Here is an 18957-nt window from a genome sequence, read left to right on the forward strand (position 1 = left end):
GAAGCGCTTCGATAACTACCAGGCCAGCTCTAAGGGGGCTCGCTCCATGCATACTGACGAGACGTTGCGGTCTCCCGATGAACTCGTGTTCGGAGGTGACTACAACCCCGAACAATGGCCTGAGTCCGTGTTGCACGAAGATGTGCGCCTTATGCGCCAAGCCCGTGTGAATCGGGTGACCATCGGCGTCTTCTCCTGGTCCTCGATCGAACCGCGGGAAGGTGAATACGAGTTCGGGTGGCTGGACCGGGTCATGGACCTGATGGCCGAGAACGGCATCGGCGTTGTCCTTGCCACGCCCACCGCTTCGCCACCGCCCTGGTTCTCGTTGGCATACCCGGAAGCACTCCCAGTGACCGCGGACGGGGTAAGGCTCATTCACGGCAGCCGGGACACCTACAACCCAGCAGCCCCCGCATACCGATCCGCCGCGAAGCGCGTGACCGCAGCACTGGCGGAGCGCTACTCATCCCATCCCGCCCTCACAATGTGGCACCTCCACAACGAGTACGGGACGGTCTCCTACGGACCGCAGGCCGATGCAGCCTTCCGCGAGTGGCTCCGAACCAAGTACGGGACCCTCCAGCAGTTGAACGCCACCTGGAACACGGCGTTCTGGTCCCAGGGTTACGGCGACTGGGAGGAGATTTTCGCTCCACAGGCCACCCAGTACCTGCCGAACCCTTCCCAGGTTCTCGACTTCAGGCGTTTCTCGGCGGACCTGCTGCGCGACTGTCTTCGGGAGCAGGTCGAGATCGTCCGCAGCATCCGACCCGAGGTACCCGTCACCACCAACTTCATGCTTCCCAGCTGGAACCACTACGACCAGTGGGACCTGGCCGCTGAGATCGACGACGTCTCCGTCGACCATTACCCGGACACGCCAGGCATCGAAGGTGATGTTCAGGTTGCCTTTGGAAGCGACCTCGCACGCTCCTTCAACGGCGGACGCCCCTGGGTGCTCATGGAACAGGCCACCACCATGGTCTACAACTATGCGCAGGGACGGATCCTCGCCCGCGATCCGGGCAGGCTCCTGTTCAATACACTCCAGTACCTTGCCCGCGGCTCCACGGGGTCCCTGTTCTTCCAATGGCGGTCGCCGCGCGCCGGCGCCGAGTTCTTCCACTCGCCGATGGTTCCTCACGTTGGCGAGAACTCCCGGACGTTCCGCGAGATCGTAGAGCTCGGGACCAGTCTTTCGGGGCTGTGCGAACTCGCACAGGCGCCCGCGGCAGGGCGTCGCGTGAACCAGAACCGGGTGGCGATCGTCTGGGATTCCGATGCCTGGTGGTCGGTGGACACGCCCGCATTGCCGTCCACCGACGTCGCATTCCTGCCCGCCGTGAAATGGGTCCACCGCGCGCTGTGGTGGCTTGGTATCAATACCGACTTTGTCCGGCTCGACCAGGACCTCACCGGTTACGACCTCATCCTGGTTCCCAGCAAACTGGCTGCCTCGGATGCGGAGGCTGAAGCGCTCCAGGGCTTCGTGGCAGCCGGTGGACATACCGCTATCTGGTACTTCTCGGGCAGCACCGATGAAAACCTCAACGTGCGCCTCGGTGGCTTCACCGGAGCATTCGCTGAACTTCTCGGCATCCGGGTCGAGGAGCACTTTCCCCAGCTCGCGGAGACAGCCCTGAAACTCAGCGACGGTTCAACCGCTGATTGCTGGGCAGAAAGTGTCGACCTCGCCGGCGCGACAAGCGTTGCCGACTTCACCGAGCACCCTCTCTCGGGGCATCCTGCCGTCACCACTCACCAATACGGTTCCGGCACGGCCCACTATTTCGCCACCAGACTGGCCGAGGATGCCCTGCGCGAACACCTCCGTCGCATTCTCGACGACGCCGGCGTCCACCCGGACCACCCGGCAGCCGGGTTCGGTGTCGAAGCAGTCCGCCGCCATGCCGGCGATTCCAGCTACCTGTTCCTCCTCAACCACTCGGACGAAGCGGTCGACGTCGATGTCCACGGTCACGATCTCCTGACCGACACAACGGTCCGGGGCGCCACCACCCTGGCTCCCGGCACCGCGGTGATTGTGCGCGAGCACTCAAACCAGTGAGCGCCCTCTTCTACGCCAGCCCGGCAAATACCTGGCTGGACGGCTTGCCCCTGGGTAACGGCCGGATCGGCGCCATGGTCCTGGCAGACGGTCCGACGCTGCGGCTGCAGGTGAACGACAGCACAGCCTGGTCGGGGAGCCCCGCCAGCGAGCAACGGTGGGGCGGCGTCTCAGCGGAGACGGCCTCGCGCGTGCTCGCTGAGGCAAGGACTGCTATCGCCGAGGGGAGGCCGGTTGACGCGGAAAGAAGCCTGGAAGGGCTGCAATCCACCTACTCACAGTCGTATCTGCCCTTCGCCGACGTCGTCATCTCGGTGGACCAACGCACTCAGCTGCAGGAGCGCAGGCTGTCTCTCTCCGACGCCACTCACCGCACCACCGGGCAGATCGACGGCGGCAGCATCACGCAGGAGACGTTCATCAGTGCGGTGGAGGGGGTGCTCGTCCACCGGCTTCAGTCCACCGCGCCGCTTGACGTCGCCCTCGCCGTCTCCACGCCGCTGAGGGAAACCGGGCGCACCACCAGGCCCAGCGACGTCGTACTGGAACTGCGGCTGCCCGCTGACGTGGCGCCGGGGCACGAACCGGACGAGCCGGCGCTCCAGGAGGAACTCGACGGCATTGAGCCGCTTGAAGGCGCGTTGTGTCTCGCCATGAAACATGACGGTATCGCTACTCGGAACGATGGAGGAGACACCGTACTCACCGGCGTTAGCGAGCTCGTGATGGCGGTCGCGACCGAGACCACGTTCACCGGCATCGGCCGTGCACCGGAAGGTTCCTCCGGGAACTGCGCGGAGGCCGCGCGCCGTCGTGCCCATGCGGGACTCGACAGGGGCTGGGACGCCCTGCACGCCAGGCACACCGAGGCTCACCGCGAGCTGTTCGACCGCGTCACGGTCATCCTGAAGCCGGGTCCGGATGCGTTGCCGGACCGCGACAACGTACCGGCAGACGTGCGGCTGCGGGAGGCGAATGCGCATCCCGCCGGCGTCCTCGTCGCTGATCCGGCGCTGGTTGCCCTGCTGTTCGACTACGGGCGGTACCTGCTGCTCGCTTCATCGGGCCCCGGCACTCTTCCGGCCACGCTCCAAGGCATCTGGAATGACGATCTGCGCCCTCCCTGGTCCTCGAACTACACGCTGAACATCAACGCTCAAATGAACTACTGGGGTGCAGAAGCGGCCGCTCTGGCTGAGTGTCACGAGTCGCTCTTTGACCTTGCGGAAGCACTCGCCGATCGAGGCCGGCGTACCGCCGCCACTCTGTATGGCGCACGCGGCTGGGTGGCGCATCACAACTCCGATGCGTGGGCATTCAGCTCGCCGACCGCCGGTCACGCCAGCTGGTCCCAATGGCCGATGGCCGGACCATGGCTGGTCCGGCAGCTCGACGAGAAGCGGCGCTTCGGGTCGGCCAGCCCTGACCAGATCGAGCGACTGTGGAACCTGGCAGTCGGCGCCGCGCAATTCCTCTGCGACTGGCTGATCGACGAAGGCGGTGCGCACCTGGAAACGCGACCGTCCACCTCACCGGAGAACTGCTATCTGAGCAGTCAGGGACGGGCCGCCGTCGCTACGTCGACTGCCATGGACCGCACCCTTATCTCCGAACTGTTCGAGACGGTACTCGCGCTGGCCCCGCTTGTTGGGCAAACCGCCCACCCCATCCTGGATGAGGTACGCAGGGCCCTCCCTCGAATCGCGCCGCCACAGGTCGGCACCGACGGCAGGATCCTCGAGTGGGGGCACCAGGCGGAAGAGGCGGAACCTGAGCACCGGCACCTCTCGCACCTGCTTTTCGCCTACCCCGGTAACGGCCCGACGCCGGAGCTCGCCGACGCCGTTCGCCTCTCCCTCGACCATCGCGGCGACGATTCCACCGGCTGGTCGCTGATCTGGAAGGTCTGCCTGCGCGCAAGGCTGGAGCAGACCGGAAAGGTCGCGGACCTGCTCCAGCTGATGTTCCGGCCGGCGGACGAAACCAACGGCCCACACGCCGGCGGACTCTACAACAATTTCTTCGCCGCTCATCCGCCGTTCCAGATCGACGGGAACTTTGGCTATGTAGGCGCACTGGCCGAAATCCTGGTGCAGAGCCATTCCTGGGTAATCCGCCTGCTCCCTGCAGTGCCCGCGGAGTTGCGGAGCGGCAGCGTTCGTGGCCTCATCGCCAGGCCCGGCATTACCGTCGACGTGACCTGGAAGGATGGCCTGCTTAGCAAAGCCGTGCTGACTCCGCAGCATGCCGAGGCAGCGGGGGAGCGGCTCATCTCCGTCAACGGCACTGTGGAACCTGTGACGCTCAGATTCGGGCAAAGAACCACGCTCCGCCGGAACTCCACAACCGGCGCCATCGACCTCTCAACAACAGACCATGACTAGCATTACCGCGAACGGAAAGGCAGTGTTTACGCCATGACCCAACACAGTGAAGAGACAGCCACCCGAGTGACGGGCAGCCCCGATTACCGAGACGTCGGCCTCGAGTTCCCGCCCGGCTTCGTCTTCGGATCCGCTACCGCGTCCTACCAGATCGAAGGCGCCCACGACGCCGACGGTCGCGGCCCCTCCATCTGGGATACCTTCAGCCACACCGAGGGCAAAGTGTGGAACGGCGACACCGGCGACGTCGCCTGTGACCACTACAACCGACTCGACTCCGACCTGGACCTGATGAAAGACCTGGGGCTGGAGTCCTACCGATTCTCGATCGCGTGGCCGCGCATCCAGCCCACCGGTCGCGGCCCCGCCAACGAGGCCGGGCTCGCCTTCTACGACCGGCTGGTCGACGGACTGCTCGCCCGGGACATCAAGCCGATCGTCACCCTCTACCACTGGGATCTGCCGCAGGCACTCGAGGACGACGGCGGCTGGACCAACCGCGAAACAGCGTTCGCCTTCGGGGACTACGCTCGCATCGTCGGTGAACGTCTCGGCGACAGGGTCGCACTATGGACCACCCTCAACGAGCCGTGGTGCAGCGCCTACCTCGGATACGGCTCCGGCGCGCACGCACCCGGGCGGACAGAACCGGCATCCGCGCTCGCCGCCGTACACCACCTCAATCTCGCCCACGGCCTGGCCGTCCTGGCGCTCCGGGACGTAGTGACGAACAATCCGGACTTCGCGATCACCCTCAACCTGCACGTCTTCCGACCGGAGGGGGAGACCGGCCCCGAAGCCGTGCGGCGGGTGGACGGCCTTGCCAACCGGCTGTTCCTGGACCCACTGCTGAAGGGCGTCTACCCGGAGGACGTACTGGAAGACACCGCGAGTCTTACGGACTGGCCCTTTGTGCAGGATGGCGACCTTGAAGTCATCCATCAGCCCCTGGACGTCCTCGGTGTGAACTACTACTCCACAAACCGCGTACGCATGTGGGACGGCGAAGGTCAAAAGGAGAACGCTGACGGGCACGGGGATGCCGCCGGCACGGCCTGGCCGGGCGCAGACATGGTCGAGTTCCTCCAGCAGCCCGGCCCCTACACCGAGATGGGGTGGAACATCGAGCCGTCCGGGCTCGAGGACCTGCTAGTCTCGCTGCATGAAAGCTGGCCTGAGCTGCCGCTGATGATCACGGAGAACGGCGCGGCCTTCCCCGACGCCGTCGAGATCGGTGCCGATGGAACCCGGCGGGTTCACGACCCCAGCCGTATCGACTACCTGCGCCGCCACTTCACCGCTGCCCACCGGGCGATGGACCGTGGCGTTGATCTTCGCGGCTACCAGGTGTGGTCACTCATGGACAACTTCGAGTGGGGCTACGGATACTCCAAGCGCTTCGGCATCGTGCACGTCGACTACGACACCCTGGAGCGCACACCAAAGGACAGCTCGCGCTGGTATTCGCAGCTAATCCGGGACCGGCGAATCCCGCCGGGCGATCAAACGCCCGAGGATTAGATGACAGAAGGAGGGCCAGCCAACCCGGCTGGCCCTCCTCCCATCCTGACGCAGCGGCTACCCGCCGGTCTGTGCTTCGTCGCTTCCACCGGACACCCGGCCGCTCGACTTCTGCAGACGGTCGATGTGCTCCGAGGCCTGTGCCTTGGTGATGTCGGCTGGGATTTCCTCCCCGGCCTCCCGCGCAAGAGTGTCGAGGTAGCTGCGCTGGGCATCGGTCATGGGTTCATCCCCGGTGACCCAGTCCTCAGGGTCACGTGCAAAACCGCCCTGCGGCTCCGGCGTCGGGCTTCCCAAAGTTTCATCAGACATAACGTGCTCCTTCGTTCGGGGAACTACTGGCTTGCTTCCGGGGGCAGTGCTTCGTGGTGGGGGCGGCCGTGCGTCCGACGGTCTTCCTTCATCTCCGCCTCGAACAGATGGCGCTTGCCCTCCACCAGTTCGTCACGGGCGCGCTTCTCGAGCTTCTTGAATTGCGCGTAGTAGTGGTCGTCATAGTCCTCGACGATCTGGAAGGTCCACCTCCCCTCGATGACGTTCCGGCCCAGAACGTCGCGGTCCACCTCATCCGCGAGTGAGTCATGCCCCGCCTCCCGCAACAGGCCGACAGCTTCGCCCAGGGCCAGGTCTGCCGTCCCCGTCAACCGGTGGAACCCGTACAGGAGTCCGCGGGCATGCTCCACTACTTCGAGCGCCTCGGAGAACTTCCCGAGCGCCTCTACTGTCTTGTCCGAAGCCGATTCAGGCCTCTGGTGGTTGCTGTCCGGCCCGTCCGATCCTGAGATAGTCATACTGCTTACCATATACAGCAGGAGCTTCTCATGGGCAGATCTTCCGCGTGGCCCTATACCGATGAGGGACGCCGGAATACCCTGAATTCATGCCCACTTCCAGCAGGTCTCCGGCCGCCAACAGCACGACGACGGCCCCGGACCTCCCGGCCATCCAACGCCACACCGTCCGGGTCCTCATCGTGGCCCAGATCCTCGGCGGAATCGGTATGGGATCGGTGCTTTCCATCGGTGCCGTCATGGCCGCGGAAATTTCGGGCTCGGAGGCGCTGTCCGGCACTGCCGCCACTTTGAGTACTCTCGGCGCCGCGGCGAGCGCCATTCCGTTGGCGCGCCTCGCCCAGCGACTGGGGCGCAGGGCCGCCCTGTCTACCGGAGCGTTCATTGCAGCTTCGGGATCGCTCACCGTGATCGGCGCGGCTGCGCTCGGTTCCTTCCCCCTCCTGCTCCTCGCGTTCGCTCTGATCGGTGTAGGCACAGCGGTCAATCTCCAGTCCCGCTTCGCTGCCACTGATATCGCGACCCCCGAGCGGAGGGGTCGCGATCTGTCACTGGTTGTCTGGTTCACCACCGTCGGAGCAGTGCTTGGGCCCAACCTGATCGGCCCGGGTGAAGTAGTGGCCGATACGCTCGGCATGCCGGAATTGACCGGCCCGTTCCTCATCGCCGTTGGTGCACAGATCGCGGCGGCGGCTGTGTACCTGGTTGCGCTGCGGCCGGACCCGTATCTCGTGAGCAAGGCGACGCCGCCGGACCCCAGGGATGACGTCCCGGGATCAGTGCGTGGCAGGGGAGCGCTCATCTTCGCCATCGGGGCGGTGGCTCTCAGCCACGCGGTGATGGTGTCGGTGATGTCCATGACGCCGGTGCACCTGGTGAACCACGGCGTGACGCTCACCATCGTAGGGCTCACCATCAGCCTGCACATCGCCGGCATGTATGCCCTGTCACCGGTGTTCGGCTGGTTGAGCGACCGGGTGGGCCGGGTGGGAACCATCCTCATCGGGCAGGCGCTGTTCGCCGTCGCGCTGGCATTCGTGGCGTTCGGTGAAGCCAGCCCCGTCATGGTGACAATCGGCCTGATCTTCCTCGGACTCGGCTGGAGCGCGTCCACCGTTTCAGGGTCCGCTCTGGTGACAGACCTCGCGACCGGTAGTGCCCGCGCACGCATCCAGGGTTGCACTGACCTGACCATGAACCTTGCCGGCGCATTAGGCGGAGGAGCGGCGGGCCTTGTCCTGGCAATGGTGGGCTACGCCGGACTTGCCTGGGCAGCAGGTCTGTTGGTGCTGCTCATTGTTGCGGGTGCGACGACGATGCGCACCGCACGCCCTCTCTCCGCTTAGGCAGGAGTGAGGAGCGGCACCGCCGCCTATTGATAAGCAAACTGTCCATTGCTTATCCTGACAGTAGTTCAGCAGCGAGCCATGTATCTCTTCTGGGGCGACTTCATGGACGGGTGGTTGCATGCGGACTTTTGGTGTGGAGGAGGAATTCCTCCTGATCAATCCCTGGTCGCTGTGCCCTGAGGCAGCAGCCGAAGCCGTCTTCCTAGCCGCGCGCGGTGGCGCGCTGACCCGGGAGTGCAAGCAGGAACAGATTGAGACAGGCACTGAGCCACAAACAACTCTGGAGGATATGAGCGCGGATATCCTCCGACAACGCTCAATTGCCGATGATGCAGCCTCCCGCGCGGGCGTCCGAATAGCAGCTCTCGCAACCTCGCCGATGGTGACCAACACTGCAGTTACTCCCGAGCCGCGCTACCTGGAGATGCAGGATCAGTTCGGCTCGACCCTTCGGGACCAGTTGACGTGCGGCTGTCACGTCCACGTCGGAGTGGAGTCCGACGAAGAAGGCGTGGGCATCCTCGACCGCATCCGGGTTTGGCTTCACGTGCTGGCAGCCCTGAGCGTGAATTCGCCGTTCTGGAATAGTGAGGATTCCGGCTACGCGAGCTACCGAAGCCAGGCTTGGAGCCGCTGGCCGACCGCGGGTGTCTACGAGATTTTCGGCTCGGCTGCGGCCTACCGCGACCTCGTCGAGACCCTGCTCGCCACCGAGGTTCCGATCGACGAGGGGCAGATCTACTTTGACGCCCGTTTGAGCCGCCACCATCCCACCGTTGAAGTCCGTGTTGCAGACGTCTGCCTACAGGCCGATGATGCTCTCCTGCAGGCTGCGCTCACGAGAGCGCTCGTTGAGACCGCAGCGAGGGAGTGGGCCGACGGCGTTCCGCCCATTCCCATGCCCGCAGCACAGCTGCGGCTCGCCGCGTGGCGTGCAAGTCGCTTCGGGCTGGACGGCCAACTGCCCGATCCGCAACTCAACGTCCTCCGCGACGCTCGACAGGTTGCGCGCAGCCTGTTCGAGTACGTCCGTCCAGTCCTGGAAGAGCAGGGGGAGGAGCTCACCGTCGAGTCCCTCCTCCGCCAAACCCTCATCCGCGGAACGGGGTGCAACCGCCAGCGCGCCGTCTACGCGCGGACCGGGAGCCTGGCCGAGGTGGTCTCAGACGCTGTCCTCCTGACGAACCTCGGCCAGGGCTCGCTGCATGAACGGCACGCGAGCCGCGGGTGCTTCCACATGAGAGGCAACGAACTACACCGCATCTGAGGGATCCCCTCAGGTCGTGGGTGATTGTGCGCGGGAAACACCGCGAACAGGTCCGGTTGTAGAGGTGAGCATCGCTTCCAGTTTTGCGATCACGGCGTCGAGGCCCAGCTCGAAAGCGAGGTCCTGACGCCGCCCGGTGGGCTGGGCAGCGAGTGCTGCGGAAAGCGCCGGATGGTGCGATTCTGATGCGGACCAGAGCGGCTCAGGCGATGCGGCGTCGATGGCCGACCCCAGGACCAGAACGTCCACCATCGCAAGGCCGCCGAGGAGAGCAGGTCCCTTGAATCCGGCTGACGCGAGGACCTGTGCGAGGCTCTCGTAAATATTCAGTGTTGCGTCGTCGTCGACCGGTTCTCCGACCAACGCGGGAATAGCCTCGGGGTGCCGCTGCATCGCATCACGGTAGTTGACGGCCCAACGACGGACCTGTTCCTGCCAGGTGCCTTCACCTGGAGGAAAATCTCCGCGGCTATTGGCATCCTGACTGATCAGCGACCGAATCCCCTGAATGATCTCGGTCCGTCCTCCCTTCACATGGTGATAAAGGGAGGACGGACTCACCCCCAGTTTTTTGGCCAGCCGGGGAATCGAGAACCCGCGCTGCTCGTCGAACAGGTCGAGTGCAGCCCGGTGGATCTTCTGTGACGTCAGAAGTGGACTGGTTGGCCGGACCATCGGATTCCCTCGTCTGGGTGGAAGCTAGAAGACAACCACACTACGGGCGCGCTCGCCACGACGCATGGCATCGAATGCTTCATTGACGTCGTCAAGGCTGATGCGATCAGAGATCAGCTCATCCACCGGCAGTTTCCCTGCCAGATAAAGCGCAGCCAAGCGTGGAAAATCTCTCCCCGGAACTGTGGATCCATAGTTCGAACCGATGATCCGAATGCCTCCTTCGGCCAACGCAAGCCCGTCGAAGCTGATCAACTGATCAGCTGGTGGGAGTCCTACGAGAACGGCTGTGCCACCGCGCACCAGCAGACCCGGAAGCGATTCGATCGTCTGCTTCCTACCGATCGCTTCGAAAGCGAAGTCTGCCCCGCCGTCAGTGATCCCCAGGATTTCCTGCCGTGTGTTGGCGTCCGCTACCACCGTGTGGGTGGCGCCCAGCCTTGCGGCCAGTTCCAGTTTCTCCTTGCTGAGGTCCACGGCGATGATCGGGTAAGCACCGGCGAGGTTGAGGCCCATGATGATTGACAACCCCACACCTCCGGCGCCCACCACGACGGCGGAACTGCCTGGCGAGACTGCTGCATCATTGACGACCGCGCCCACACCGGTAGCAACAGAGCAGCCGAGGAGCGAGGCGACGTCGAACGGAACCTCCGAGGGAATCTTCACCGCTGCCGATTCCGGAACGACCGCATACTCGCTCATGGAGCCCACAGCGAGATACGGATAAACCCGGGCACCGTTGAGGGAGAGCGGTGTGGTGCCGTCCGGCAACAGGCATTCTTCCGAGCGGCTGCCGGTGCAGACAAATGCCCGGCCCGAGAGGCACGCGGTGCAGCGTCGGCAAGGGTAGAACCAGCTGAGCACCACGTGGTCCCCGATCCGTACATCCCGCACACCATCGCCGATTGCCTCGACGACTCCGGCGCCTTCATGGCCCATGACAGTCGGAGACGGCAATTCCCACTCGCCGTCAAGCACGTGGCGATCGGAACCGCAGACACCTGAGGCACCCAGACGCACCAGAACGGTTCCCGGGCCGGGTTCGGCGACTTCTACCTCGTTGATCTCCAGCTGGGAGCCACTCCGGTGTATAGCGGCGCGGGACACTAGGCTCACTTGCCGGTTCCTTTCGCAGTGATCGGCTCGCCGGCATCGAATGCACCCAAACCACGCCTCTTGTACAGGACTGTTGCGAGGACCCAATGGACGAGCCCGCCAACGATGGCCGCCGGTAGCGATGCCGTGATCACGTTGAATGCGGGCTGCGTTTCAAGCGTGACCGGGTTGTACAGCCAGAGGTAGAAGGCTGCGCCGACGACGACGGCTGCCATACCTGCCCAATTGACGCCACCGGACAGATGGTACGCGCTGCTCGATCCAGGGGCATACAACTCCGCCAGATCGATTCGCTGCCTACGCAGGATGAAGTAATCGGCGATGATCGCACCGCACATCGCTGCCAGGAAGGCACCGCTCAGCGTTACGAAGAGGACAAAGCGCTCGTACATGAACTGGGGAAAGAACGCCAGCGCCGCCGGCAGGACGAAGAACGCCGCGCAGAGCCACTTCCAGTGCAGCCCCCGCAACAAATTTCCGCTCGATTGACGCAGGGCGAGAACGGTGGAATAGACGATTGAGGACATGCTGGTGATGTTGGCGAAGCAGATGAACAGCAGGATGAAAGCGCCGAGCAAGGGGCCTCCGAAGGGGATCATCCAGACTGTCGGGTCTGAGTCGCCCAGCGTCAGCGCAGCACCCATGCCGACTACCTGCGCCAGCAGCGTGGCGATGAGCAGTCCGCCATAGGCAGGCCAGATGGCTGCTCGGGGGGAGTTGGTCATGCGTGCAAGGGACCCCATCACGGGATACCAGGAAACGCCCACACCTACGTTGAATTCGACCGCGATGGCGAAGTTCAGCTGAGGATCGTCAAAGGGAGCGAGAGGGGCGGAGTCGAGCAATGTTGCCCATGATGTGTTGATCACGAGGAAGATCATGAGCAACGCGGTAATGGCCAGCAGCCCGGGTCCGATGAACTTGTTGAGCCGGCCAATAGTCACCGGGCCACGGGACAGAATGAACCAGGCCACTGCGATGGCGACGAGGGCACCAATGATGACCATCACGCCGTACTCACCGAAATCAGCGCCGGTCGCAACGTTCGCCACCTGAGTGGTTGCGCGGCCAACCATGATCCCGAGGAGGGAGGACCAGCCCATCTCGGTGATCAGGACTACGCTGAACACGAGGACCCCAACGCCGACGACACCGAAAACCGGTCGCAGGATGGTGTACTGCTCAACCCCATACCGCTGGCTGGCAACCGTGCTTGCCAGCACCATGAAACACAGGCCAATCGCGTTTCCGATGATCATCGCCGCAACGCCCTGCTGGAAGCCAACGAACGACGCCGTCGCACCACCAACGAGGAAGGCCCAGGTGGCGATCGCGAGGGCAACGTTCACCCAACTGAAGTCCACCGCGTTCCAGACTCGCTCTGACCTCAGCAGCGGCAGCGATCCGAAGGTATTCGCGTGCTCAACTTCCTCTACCGCAGTGCTCTTTGAGGCGCTCACAGGGCCATCACCAATACCCCGAGTAGGCACATGAGCAAGGTTGTGCCGACGTAAACCAGCAGCTCCCGGTTCGATAGTGCCCGGCGTCCCGGGTCCCCCGCTTCTTCCGTCCTGATTATCCCGATCCGTCGGCGCAGTTCTTGCTGCACCAAATCGGCGTCACGATTCATCACGGCCTCCTCGCCATATAACCGAATACCTTTCGGTTTCCGCAATGATTTTCTGCCTAGGATGGTGCTCTGTCAACAGACCCGGCGAGCAGGAGAACTGCCGTCAAAGGAGGCAAGAGTGGTGCGTATCGCAGCGTGGCAAGCCACTGGAGTGGTGGGCGACCTGCAGACAAACCTGCAACGCTTGGCAGCAGCGGCGTCCAGATCGAGCGACGAAGGAGTCGACATTCTGGTCACGCCTGAGCTGTTTTCGACCGGTTATGCTCCGGCGAAGGTGTTCGATTCGGACGGTCAGTCCATCCGGGGTCAACTAGCGGACATCGCACGCACATCCGGACTGGCTCTGGTTGCATCCACCGTCGATCGTGACGGAGACCAGCGGTTCATCAGCGCGTCCTTCTTCGATGCGGAAGGCACCGAAAGAACGCGGTATCGGAAGTCCTACCTGTTCGGAGAGGAGGAGCGGTCGGTTTTCCAGCCCGGTTCCTCAGCGCCCGAGGTCCTCAACTATGCCGGCCTGCGTGTAGCGCTCGGCATCTGTTACGACGTCGAGTTCCCTGAGTTCGTGAGAGGTGCAGCGCGCAGCGGGGCCGAGGCACTGCTGATCCCCACGGCGGTGCCGACAACAGGAGACGTCGACGGGCTGCCAACAAACCGGACATACAACGCCGACCGAATCTCGACGCTCATGGTCCCGTGCAGAGCCATGGAGAACGGGGTGTTCATCGCGTATGCGAATCATGCGGGCCCGGACTTCACCGGACTCAGCTGTATTGCAGGTCCGCACGGGAATGTCCTGGCGGAGGCTGACCGCCAGGAATCGATGTTGTTCGCTCAGGTCGACGCGGCGGAGGTGCAGAGAGCACGCCGCATCAACACTTACCTGCGGGATTTCCGTGATGACCTCTGACCCGTTCAGCCAACGCTGACGGGCTAAGCCATGTCGGCGTAGCGCTTCGCCTGAGCGAGACCCTCGCGTACCTGATCAGCGTGGTACTCCGGTCCATAGACAGGCGTATCTCGCTGAAACCGCCATCCTTCGGCGAGTGGGCCGGCGTCGACCGTATCGAACCCGAACTGGTCGATCAGCGACGCAACACTCCGCTTCGCGCCGTCGTCGTCTCCTGCGATGGGAAGCGCGCGGCGCCCCGGTGTGTCGGACGGCGTTCCCTTGCTGGTGAGGTGGGCTGCATAGATGTTGTTGAATGCCTTGACCACATGAGTGCCGGGAAGCCGTTGCTGGAGCAGTTCGCTGGTGGTGGTCGATTCGTCGTCGAGCTCGGGGAATTGCCCGTCCCGTTCCGGGTAGTAGTTGTTGGTGTCAATCACGGTCTTGCCCTTGAGCGGGGCGGCCGGCACCGCATCGATCGCCTTCAGCGGAACGCTTACGACGACGACGTCACCGGCTTCCGCTGCCTCGTCCGGCGTTGCCGCCCGCGCGCAATCGCCCAGTTCGTCGATGAGGCCAATGAGCGTTTCCGGACCTCGGGAGTTGCTCAGAACGACGTCGTACCCGTTCTGGATCGCGAGCCGTGCGAGCTGTGAGCCGATATTCCCGCTGCCGATGAAGCCGATGGTTTGAACGCCTGAGTCTGCACTGGTTTCCATGGCGATTACAACCGATCTGCGGGTCGGATATTCCTGAATCTCCGTTACACGACGAGCTTGGCGTAGACCACGTAGTTGTCGTTGAAGGTGCCGGTCGCCGGATCATAGCCGTCACACGTGATGAGGCGTAGCTCGGGACCTTCGGTATTGCCATAGACGGCTTGGGTTGGGAAGGCGTGCTTCGAATACTGTTCACCCCGTTCGACGGCGAACACCGCCACAGTGCCGTCCTCACGGGTCAGTTCAACGGTGTCGCCCGGATTGAGCTGCTTGATCCAGGCGAAGACACCGGGGCCGCCGTCGCTGGCGTTGACGTGCCCGAGGAAGACAGAAGGCCCGGGTTCACCGGGGGTGGGGGAGTTCCGGTACCAGGCTGCTGGCGCACCGGGATGTCCGGGCGGCACTTCGAGCGACCCGTTCGGTTGGAGCCCGAGATACAACAGCCCGGACTGGACCCCGTGGGTCGGGATTGAGAGCGTGACAGGCAAAGAACGCTCGAACACCTGCGGCTTTGCCTCGGGGGGAGGTGCGGGTTCAGCGGATGACGCTTCCGGAGTAGCGGGTTCCTGCTGGGGCGCCTCCGTCGGTGCAGGCTCAGCGGGCGCGGTGGATTGGGCGGGCGCCGTCGTCGGCTCGTCCTCCGGGGCGGCAGACGGCGCGGCGACAGTGAAAGTGGGTTGGGCTCCCGCGGCGTCAGAAGGACTCGGTGCGGCACAGCCGGTGAGGAGCAGCAGTGGGACCGTTGCAGCAGCCAGCAAGCTCCCGCAACGGTCCCGGACAAGGCTAGTCATGTGTAGGAAAGTATCCGATCACTCGACACTTTCGATAACCTGCCTTGCTACGCCGCACGACGACGGACGACGTACGTTCCGCCGGCAGCGAGTGCCAACACCAGTCCTCCGCCCAATGCGAGGGCAGCAGTGTTGTCGGCGGCAGTTACCTCGACGCCGGTCTCGGCGCCGCCGACCGGCACCGTGGGTACCTGAGGCGGAGTGGTGGGCGCAGGAACTGCGTGGTCCACCACCAACGCTGGGTTGTAGGCGACGGTGTCACTTTCGCAACCGATTTCGTCACTATCCGAGTCCAGATGCGGCGCGTACCCCGGGCTACCCACCGGGATGTTGTAGACGCCGAGTGCTGCGGCCGCGCCGCAGTTCGGGAACGGAAAATGTCCCGCCGCCGCCGGTGTTGCTGACAGTGCGACGAAACCAGCCGCTGCTGCTACTGCTAGTCCTGCTGTTGTCTTCTTCATGGTTTCCCCTCATGTAGATACCGCGAGTGATGAGACGCGGGTCACACGAGACTAGGCAGTTGACTGAGAAGCCGTCAAGGATATCCACATCTTTATCCGAGGACTGCACAAACCCTGCGCAGTGTGCTATTTGCCCCCGATACGATGTAACGACCATTACTCGCACTTCTCTGGGGACTCTCTTGAATCAGCCGCCGCTAACGCCTGCCCAAAATCCTGTATCGGGTCAGAAGCATGGCAAGGCCAACAAATCAACGTTGATCATGGGCGGGTTCGGTCTGTTTCTCCTCGCCGTCGGCCTGATTTCGGGAGGTGTGGGCGTCGCGCTCGTTATGGCCGCTTTCCTCGCGCTATCTACCGGGATCTACACGGTTGTGACGGGTCGCCCGTCCTGGGCTCGACTTGCCGGCCGCAAGGCCGGATCCATCGTCACGGCCGCCGGCATTGTCGCCGTGATCGTGGGTGGCGCTCTTCTGCCTCCCACAGGAGACGTTGTCCCGACAGCGACCGCTGAACAAACGGAAGACGCTACCGCGGCGCCGTCTGCGCAGCCCACTGAGTCAGTAACGCCCAAGCCTTCACCCTCCGCTACGCCCAAACCGTCAGCAAGTCCCGACGTCGCCCCCGTCGACAGCGAAACCGTTGCACCAGCAGAAGGCGAGCCGGACGCGCCCCGGGAGCAACCGGAATACGGCATCAGGGCACTTGCGCTGCTGGAGACGCTGCCTATCAAGGGCCGCGCCCCAAAGACTGGCTACGACCGCGACCAGTTCGGCCAGGCATGGCTCGACGTCGACCGCAACGGCTGCGACACCCGAAATGACATGCTCAACCGGGACCTTCGCGACATAGTCCACACCAACTCCGTACCGTGCAAAGTTCGGTCCGGCACGCTCGACGATCCGTACACTGGCAGCACGATTCCCTTCCTCCGAGGCCAGGACACCAGTAGCGATGTGCAGATCGACCATATGGTTGCGCTCGCGGACGCATGGCAAAAGGGCGCCCAGCAGCTCACGTACGATCAGCGAGTCGCCTTCGCCAACGACCCGCTAAACCTTCAGTCGACGGACGGACCGACAAACGCTCAAAAAGGCGCGGGCGACGCCGCAACCTGGCTCCCGCCGAACCGCTCCTTCCGCTGCGAATACGTTGCCCGGCAAATCTCGGTGAAGGCGACCTACAGCCTTTGGGTCACCCAGGCGGAGCACGACGCCATGGCCAAGGTCCTGTCCAACTGCGCGGATACGCTCGCGCCGACCAGTCAGCCTTCGCCCACCCCAGCTCCGGAACCCGAGCCGGCACAGGCACCTGCTCCTGCCCCAGCACCAGCCCCAGCACCAGCCCCGGCCCCCGCTCCCGCACCCGCACCCGCTCCCGCTCCGGCGGCGGTCTATTACCAGAACTGTTCAGCCGCCCGCGCGGCCGGTGCAACACCGGTCCATGTCGGGCAGCCCGGCTACGGAACTCATCTGGACAGGGACGGCGACGGCGTCGGCTGCGAGTAGCGTCAGTTCACCCGCCCGCTGACCGGCCGTCAGCACTACATTGGAAGCACTCACCGACCCGCGGGGAGGCAGGAGGCGTATGGACCCGGACCCCACTCACGACCGGCTCATCAACCGATGGCTTGAGGAGTACGCCGCGTCCCAGCACCAGAAGCGGGCAGCCGCCAATGCAATACAGGACTCCATCGCCGCACGCCTCGACGACGACGGCCTCAACTACCATGCCATCGAGTACCGGGTGAAAGACCACCAGTCGCTCGAACAGAAGCTCCGGCGTTGCAATCCTGATGGAACCCTGAAGTATGCGGAGGGACTGAACGACATCGACGACGTCATCGGTGTCCGGGTCATCACCTACCTTCAGCTGGATGTTGAACGGGCAATCACGGCGCTACGCAACTCCTTCGAGGTCATCACCCACGTGGACAAGACCGCTGAGCAGCGTGAGAAGGGCGAGTTCGGCTACTCCGGTCAGCACCTGATCCTGAAAATCAGCGAGGATGCTGCCCCGAACGGGTGCCGTAACCACGTTGGCGAACGATTCGAAGTGCAGTTCCGGACCATCCTGCAGCATGCCTGGGCGGAGTTCGAGCATGACATCCGCTACAAGAGCGCCGGCCCCGTGCCACCCGAAGTGAATCGCGCATTCACGCTGGCCTCCGGGCTGATCGAATTGGCCGACAACCAGTTCAGCACCATCAGCAGCGTTGTCGCGATGGAGAAAGCCAACCCCGAGGAATCAGCCAACCTTCTGCCGGTGAACCTCACGAGCGAGGCGCTTGAACGCATCCTCGAGCAGGCCCTCCCCAACAACCCGCGCAGTCGCGTCGAACAGTATGCATGGTTGCGCGGAGTGCTGGAGACACATGGCATCACAACGGTTGTCCAGGCGTCAGAGCTGATCGCTTCTGCCGACTGGGATGACATTGCGCGCAAGGTCCAGTACAAGTTTGCGCCCGGCCACGTCCGAGCCGCGGACGATCTGCTGCTTGTCCGCTACGGCCAGGAGCACATCGACAAAACCCAGCCACTGGGCCACGACCGCAACAGGCGCGCAAAGCTGACGTATCGCCTGCGGAGGCTGCGCGACTAGCTCTCAACCGCCCCTCAACGGCAAGGAAGCCGCTTGCCCTGCCTTCCGGAACGTCGGAATACTGGAAGGCAGGGCCAGGGAGAGCGGGGTACCGATGAACGACAGAAGCGAGCGCGGCCGACGAATGCAGCGGGTCTCTGAGTACCGTGCCGCCCGCCGGTCCGGAAGCAGCGCTTCGGAGGCCATCGAGCAGGTCGAGGATGATGAAGAAGAACAGCCGCTGATCACCGATTTCGCTGCCAAGGCCGATTTCGAGATCCGGCAGGCCACCGCCCGAGGTGACTTCGACAACCTGAAGTATGCGGGCAAACCGATCCCCGGCCTTGGCGCAACGCTTGACCCTGACTGGTGGGTCAAAGGACTGATCGAACGCGAGCAGCTCTCCGGCATCGCACCGGCGCCCTTCCGCCTCCGCGAGGAAGACGCCGAACTCGACGACAAGCTCGACCAGCAGTACATGGAAAGCAGGGCGCGGGAGATACTCGAGGACTTCAACCGGCAGGTCATCGACGCCCGCAGGCAGCTTCTTGGCGGACCGCCCGTCGTGACGAAGACCCGGGACGTGGAGAAGGAACTCGAACGCTGGCGCAAACGCCGGGCGGCACGAACCGCCCGGGCTGAGGAGGAAGCCACCCCGCAGGAGGAGGCCAGGCGCTCACCGTGGTGGCGCCGTCGTTAGCCTCCTGGCT

At 64.0% G+C, this 18957-nt stretch carries 18 protein-coding genes; 9 read left to right on the forward strand and 9 right to left on the reverse strand.

All coding sequences use genetic code 11. From position 1 onward, the window contains the following. Positions 1 to 46 precede the first annotated feature (46 nt). The 3 genes from AC4D2M_RS05035 to AC4D2M_RS05045 are packed head-to-tail and all read left to right on the forward strand — an operon-like array spanning position 47 to position 5976. A complete protein-coding gene (locus AC4D2M_RS05035; RefSeq protein ID WP_490890521.1) occupies positions 47 to 2071 on the forward strand; it encodes a beta-galactosidase in 2025 nt (674 codons plus the stop codon). Beyond that, a complete protein-coding gene (locus tag AC4D2M_RS05040) occupies positions 2068 to 4455 on the forward strand; it encodes a glycosyl hydrolase family 95 catalytic domain-containing protein (RefSeq protein WP_490890522.1) in 2388 nt (795 codons plus the stop codon). The genes AC4D2M_RS05035 and AC4D2M_RS05040 overlap by 4 nt, the downstream gene beginning before the upstream one ends. A gap of 33 nt (positions 4456 to 4488) precedes the next feature. Next, complete coding sequence (locus tag AC4D2M_RS05045; protein ID WP_490890523.1) at positions 4489 to 5976, forward strand: GH1 family beta-glucosidase; 1488 nt, start codon at positions 4489 to 4491, stop codon at positions 5974 to 5976. Between the two features lie 57 nt (positions 5977 to 6033). On the opposite strand, the gene AC4D2M_RS05050 is transcribed toward AC4D2M_RS05045, so the two are convergent. Together AC4D2M_RS05050 and AC4D2M_RS05055 are read right to left on the reverse strand one after the other, a co-directional pair. Continuing rightward, positions 6034 to 6288, reverse strand: a complete 255-nt coding sequence (locus tag AC4D2M_RS05050) for a DUF3072 domain-containing protein (protein ID WP_309071134.1) — start codon at positions 6286 to 6288, stop codon at positions 6034 to 6036. A gap of 23 nt (positions 6289 to 6311) precedes the next feature. Continuing rightward, positions 6312 to 6767 carry a hypothetical protein gene (locus AC4D2M_RS05055; RefSeq protein ID WP_490890524.1) on the reverse strand — a complete coding sequence of 152 codons (456 nt, stop codon included), beginning with the start codon at positions 6765 to 6767 and terminating at the stop codon, positions 6312 to 6314. 89 nt (positions 6768 to 6856) lie between these two features. Between AC4D2M_RS05055 and AC4D2M_RS05060 the strand changes: the two genes are divergently transcribed. Together AC4D2M_RS05060 and AC4D2M_RS05065 are read left to right on the forward strand one after the other, a co-directional pair. Beyond that, positions 6857 to 8113, forward strand: a complete 1257-nt coding sequence (locus AC4D2M_RS05060) for an MFS transporter (protein ID WP_490890525.1) — start codon at positions 6857 to 6859, stop codon at positions 8111 to 8113. 121 nt (positions 8114 to 8234) lie between these two features. Then, complete coding sequence (locus AC4D2M_RS05065) at positions 8235 to 9383, forward strand: glutamate--cysteine ligase (RefSeq protein ID WP_490890526.1); 1149 nt, start codon at positions 8235 to 8237, stop codon at positions 9381 to 9383. A 9-nt stretch (positions 9384 to 9392) separates the two neighbouring features. On the opposite strand, the gene AC4D2M_RS05070 is transcribed toward AC4D2M_RS05065, so the two are convergent. The 4 genes from AC4D2M_RS05070 to AC4D2M_RS05085 are packed head-to-tail and all read right to left on the reverse strand — an operon-like array spanning position 9393 to position 12807. Further along, positions 9393 to 10058 carry a TetR/AcrR family transcriptional regulator gene (locus AC4D2M_RS05070; protein WP_490890527.1) on the reverse strand — a complete coding sequence of 222 codons (666 nt, stop codon included), beginning with the start codon at positions 10056 to 10058 and terminating at the stop codon, positions 9393 to 9395. A 24-nt stretch (positions 10059 to 10082) separates the two neighbouring features. Further along, complete coding sequence (locus AC4D2M_RS05075; RefSeq protein ID WP_490890528.1) at positions 10083 to 11177, reverse strand: alcohol dehydrogenase catalytic domain-containing protein; 1095 nt, start codon at positions 11175 to 11177, stop codon at positions 10083 to 10085. Further along, positions 11174 to 12637, reverse strand: a complete 1464-nt coding sequence (locus tag AC4D2M_RS05080) for a purine-cytosine permease family protein (RefSeq protein ID WP_490890529.1) — start codon at positions 12635 to 12637, stop codon at positions 11174 to 11176. The genes AC4D2M_RS05075 and AC4D2M_RS05080 overlap by 4 nt, the downstream gene beginning before the upstream one ends. Continuing rightward, the gene (locus tag AC4D2M_RS05085) at positions 12634 to 12807 is read right to left on the reverse strand and encodes a hypothetical protein (protein WP_490890530.1); all 174 of its coding nucleotides are present in this window, start codon (positions 12805 to 12807) and stop codon (positions 12634 to 12636) included. The genes AC4D2M_RS05080 and AC4D2M_RS05085 overlap by 4 nt, the downstream gene beginning before the upstream one ends. Before the next feature lie 118 nt (positions 12808 to 12925). Here AC4D2M_RS05085 and AC4D2M_RS05090 point away from each other — a divergent pair, with 118 nt between their 5' ends. After that, positions 12926 to 13717, forward strand: coding sequence for a nitrilase-related carbon-nitrogen hydrolase (locus tag AC4D2M_RS05090; RefSeq protein ID WP_490890531.1), 792 nt, complete (start codon positions 12926 to 12928; stop codon positions 13715 to 13717). A gap of 23 nt (positions 13718 to 13740) precedes the next feature. Here AC4D2M_RS05090 and AC4D2M_RS05095 read toward each other — a convergent pair whose 3' ends face one another. The 3 genes from AC4D2M_RS05095 to AC4D2M_RS05105 are packed head-to-tail and all read right to left on the reverse strand — an operon-like array spanning position 13741 to position 15667. Next, entirely contained in the window at positions 13741 to 14415 is a 675-nt protein-coding gene (locus AC4D2M_RS05095) for an NADPH-dependent F420 reductase (RefSeq protein WP_490890532.1), read from the reverse strand. Between the two features lie 44 nt (positions 14416 to 14459). Further along, the gene (locus AC4D2M_RS05100) at positions 14460 to 15206 is read right to left on the reverse strand and encodes a class F sortase (RefSeq protein ID WP_490890533.1); all 747 of its coding nucleotides are present in this window, start codon (positions 15204 to 15206) and stop codon (positions 14460 to 14462) included. Between the two features lie 47 nt (positions 15207 to 15253). Then, positions 15254 to 15667, reverse strand: a complete 414-nt coding sequence (locus AC4D2M_RS05105) for an excalibur calcium-binding domain-containing protein (RefSeq protein ID WP_490890534.1) — start codon at positions 15665 to 15667, stop codon at positions 15254 to 15256. Between the two features lie 263 nt (positions 15668 to 15930). Between AC4D2M_RS05105 and AC4D2M_RS05110 the strand changes: the two genes are divergently transcribed. From AC4D2M_RS05110 to AC4D2M_RS05120, 3 genes are all read left to right on the forward strand, one after another. After that, entirely contained in the window at positions 15931 to 17175 is a 1245-nt protein-coding gene (locus tag AC4D2M_RS05110; RefSeq protein ID WP_490890535.1) for a GmrSD restriction endonuclease domain-containing protein, read from the forward strand. Between the two features lie 79 nt (positions 17176 to 17254). Beyond that, a complete protein-coding gene (locus tag AC4D2M_RS05115; RefSeq protein ID WP_490890536.1) occupies positions 17255 to 18268 on the forward strand; it encodes a GTP pyrophosphokinase in 1014 nt (337 codons plus the stop codon). A 94-nt stretch (positions 18269 to 18362) separates the two neighbouring features. Beyond that, complete coding sequence (locus tag AC4D2M_RS05120) at positions 18363 to 18947, forward strand: DnaJ family domain-containing protein (RefSeq protein ID WP_490890537.1); 585 nt, start codon at positions 18363 to 18365, stop codon at positions 18945 to 18947. Positions 18948 to 18957: the final 10 nt, after the last annotated feature.

The sequence above is a fragment of the Arthrobacter sp. TJ-270 genome, from assembly GCF_058269075.1.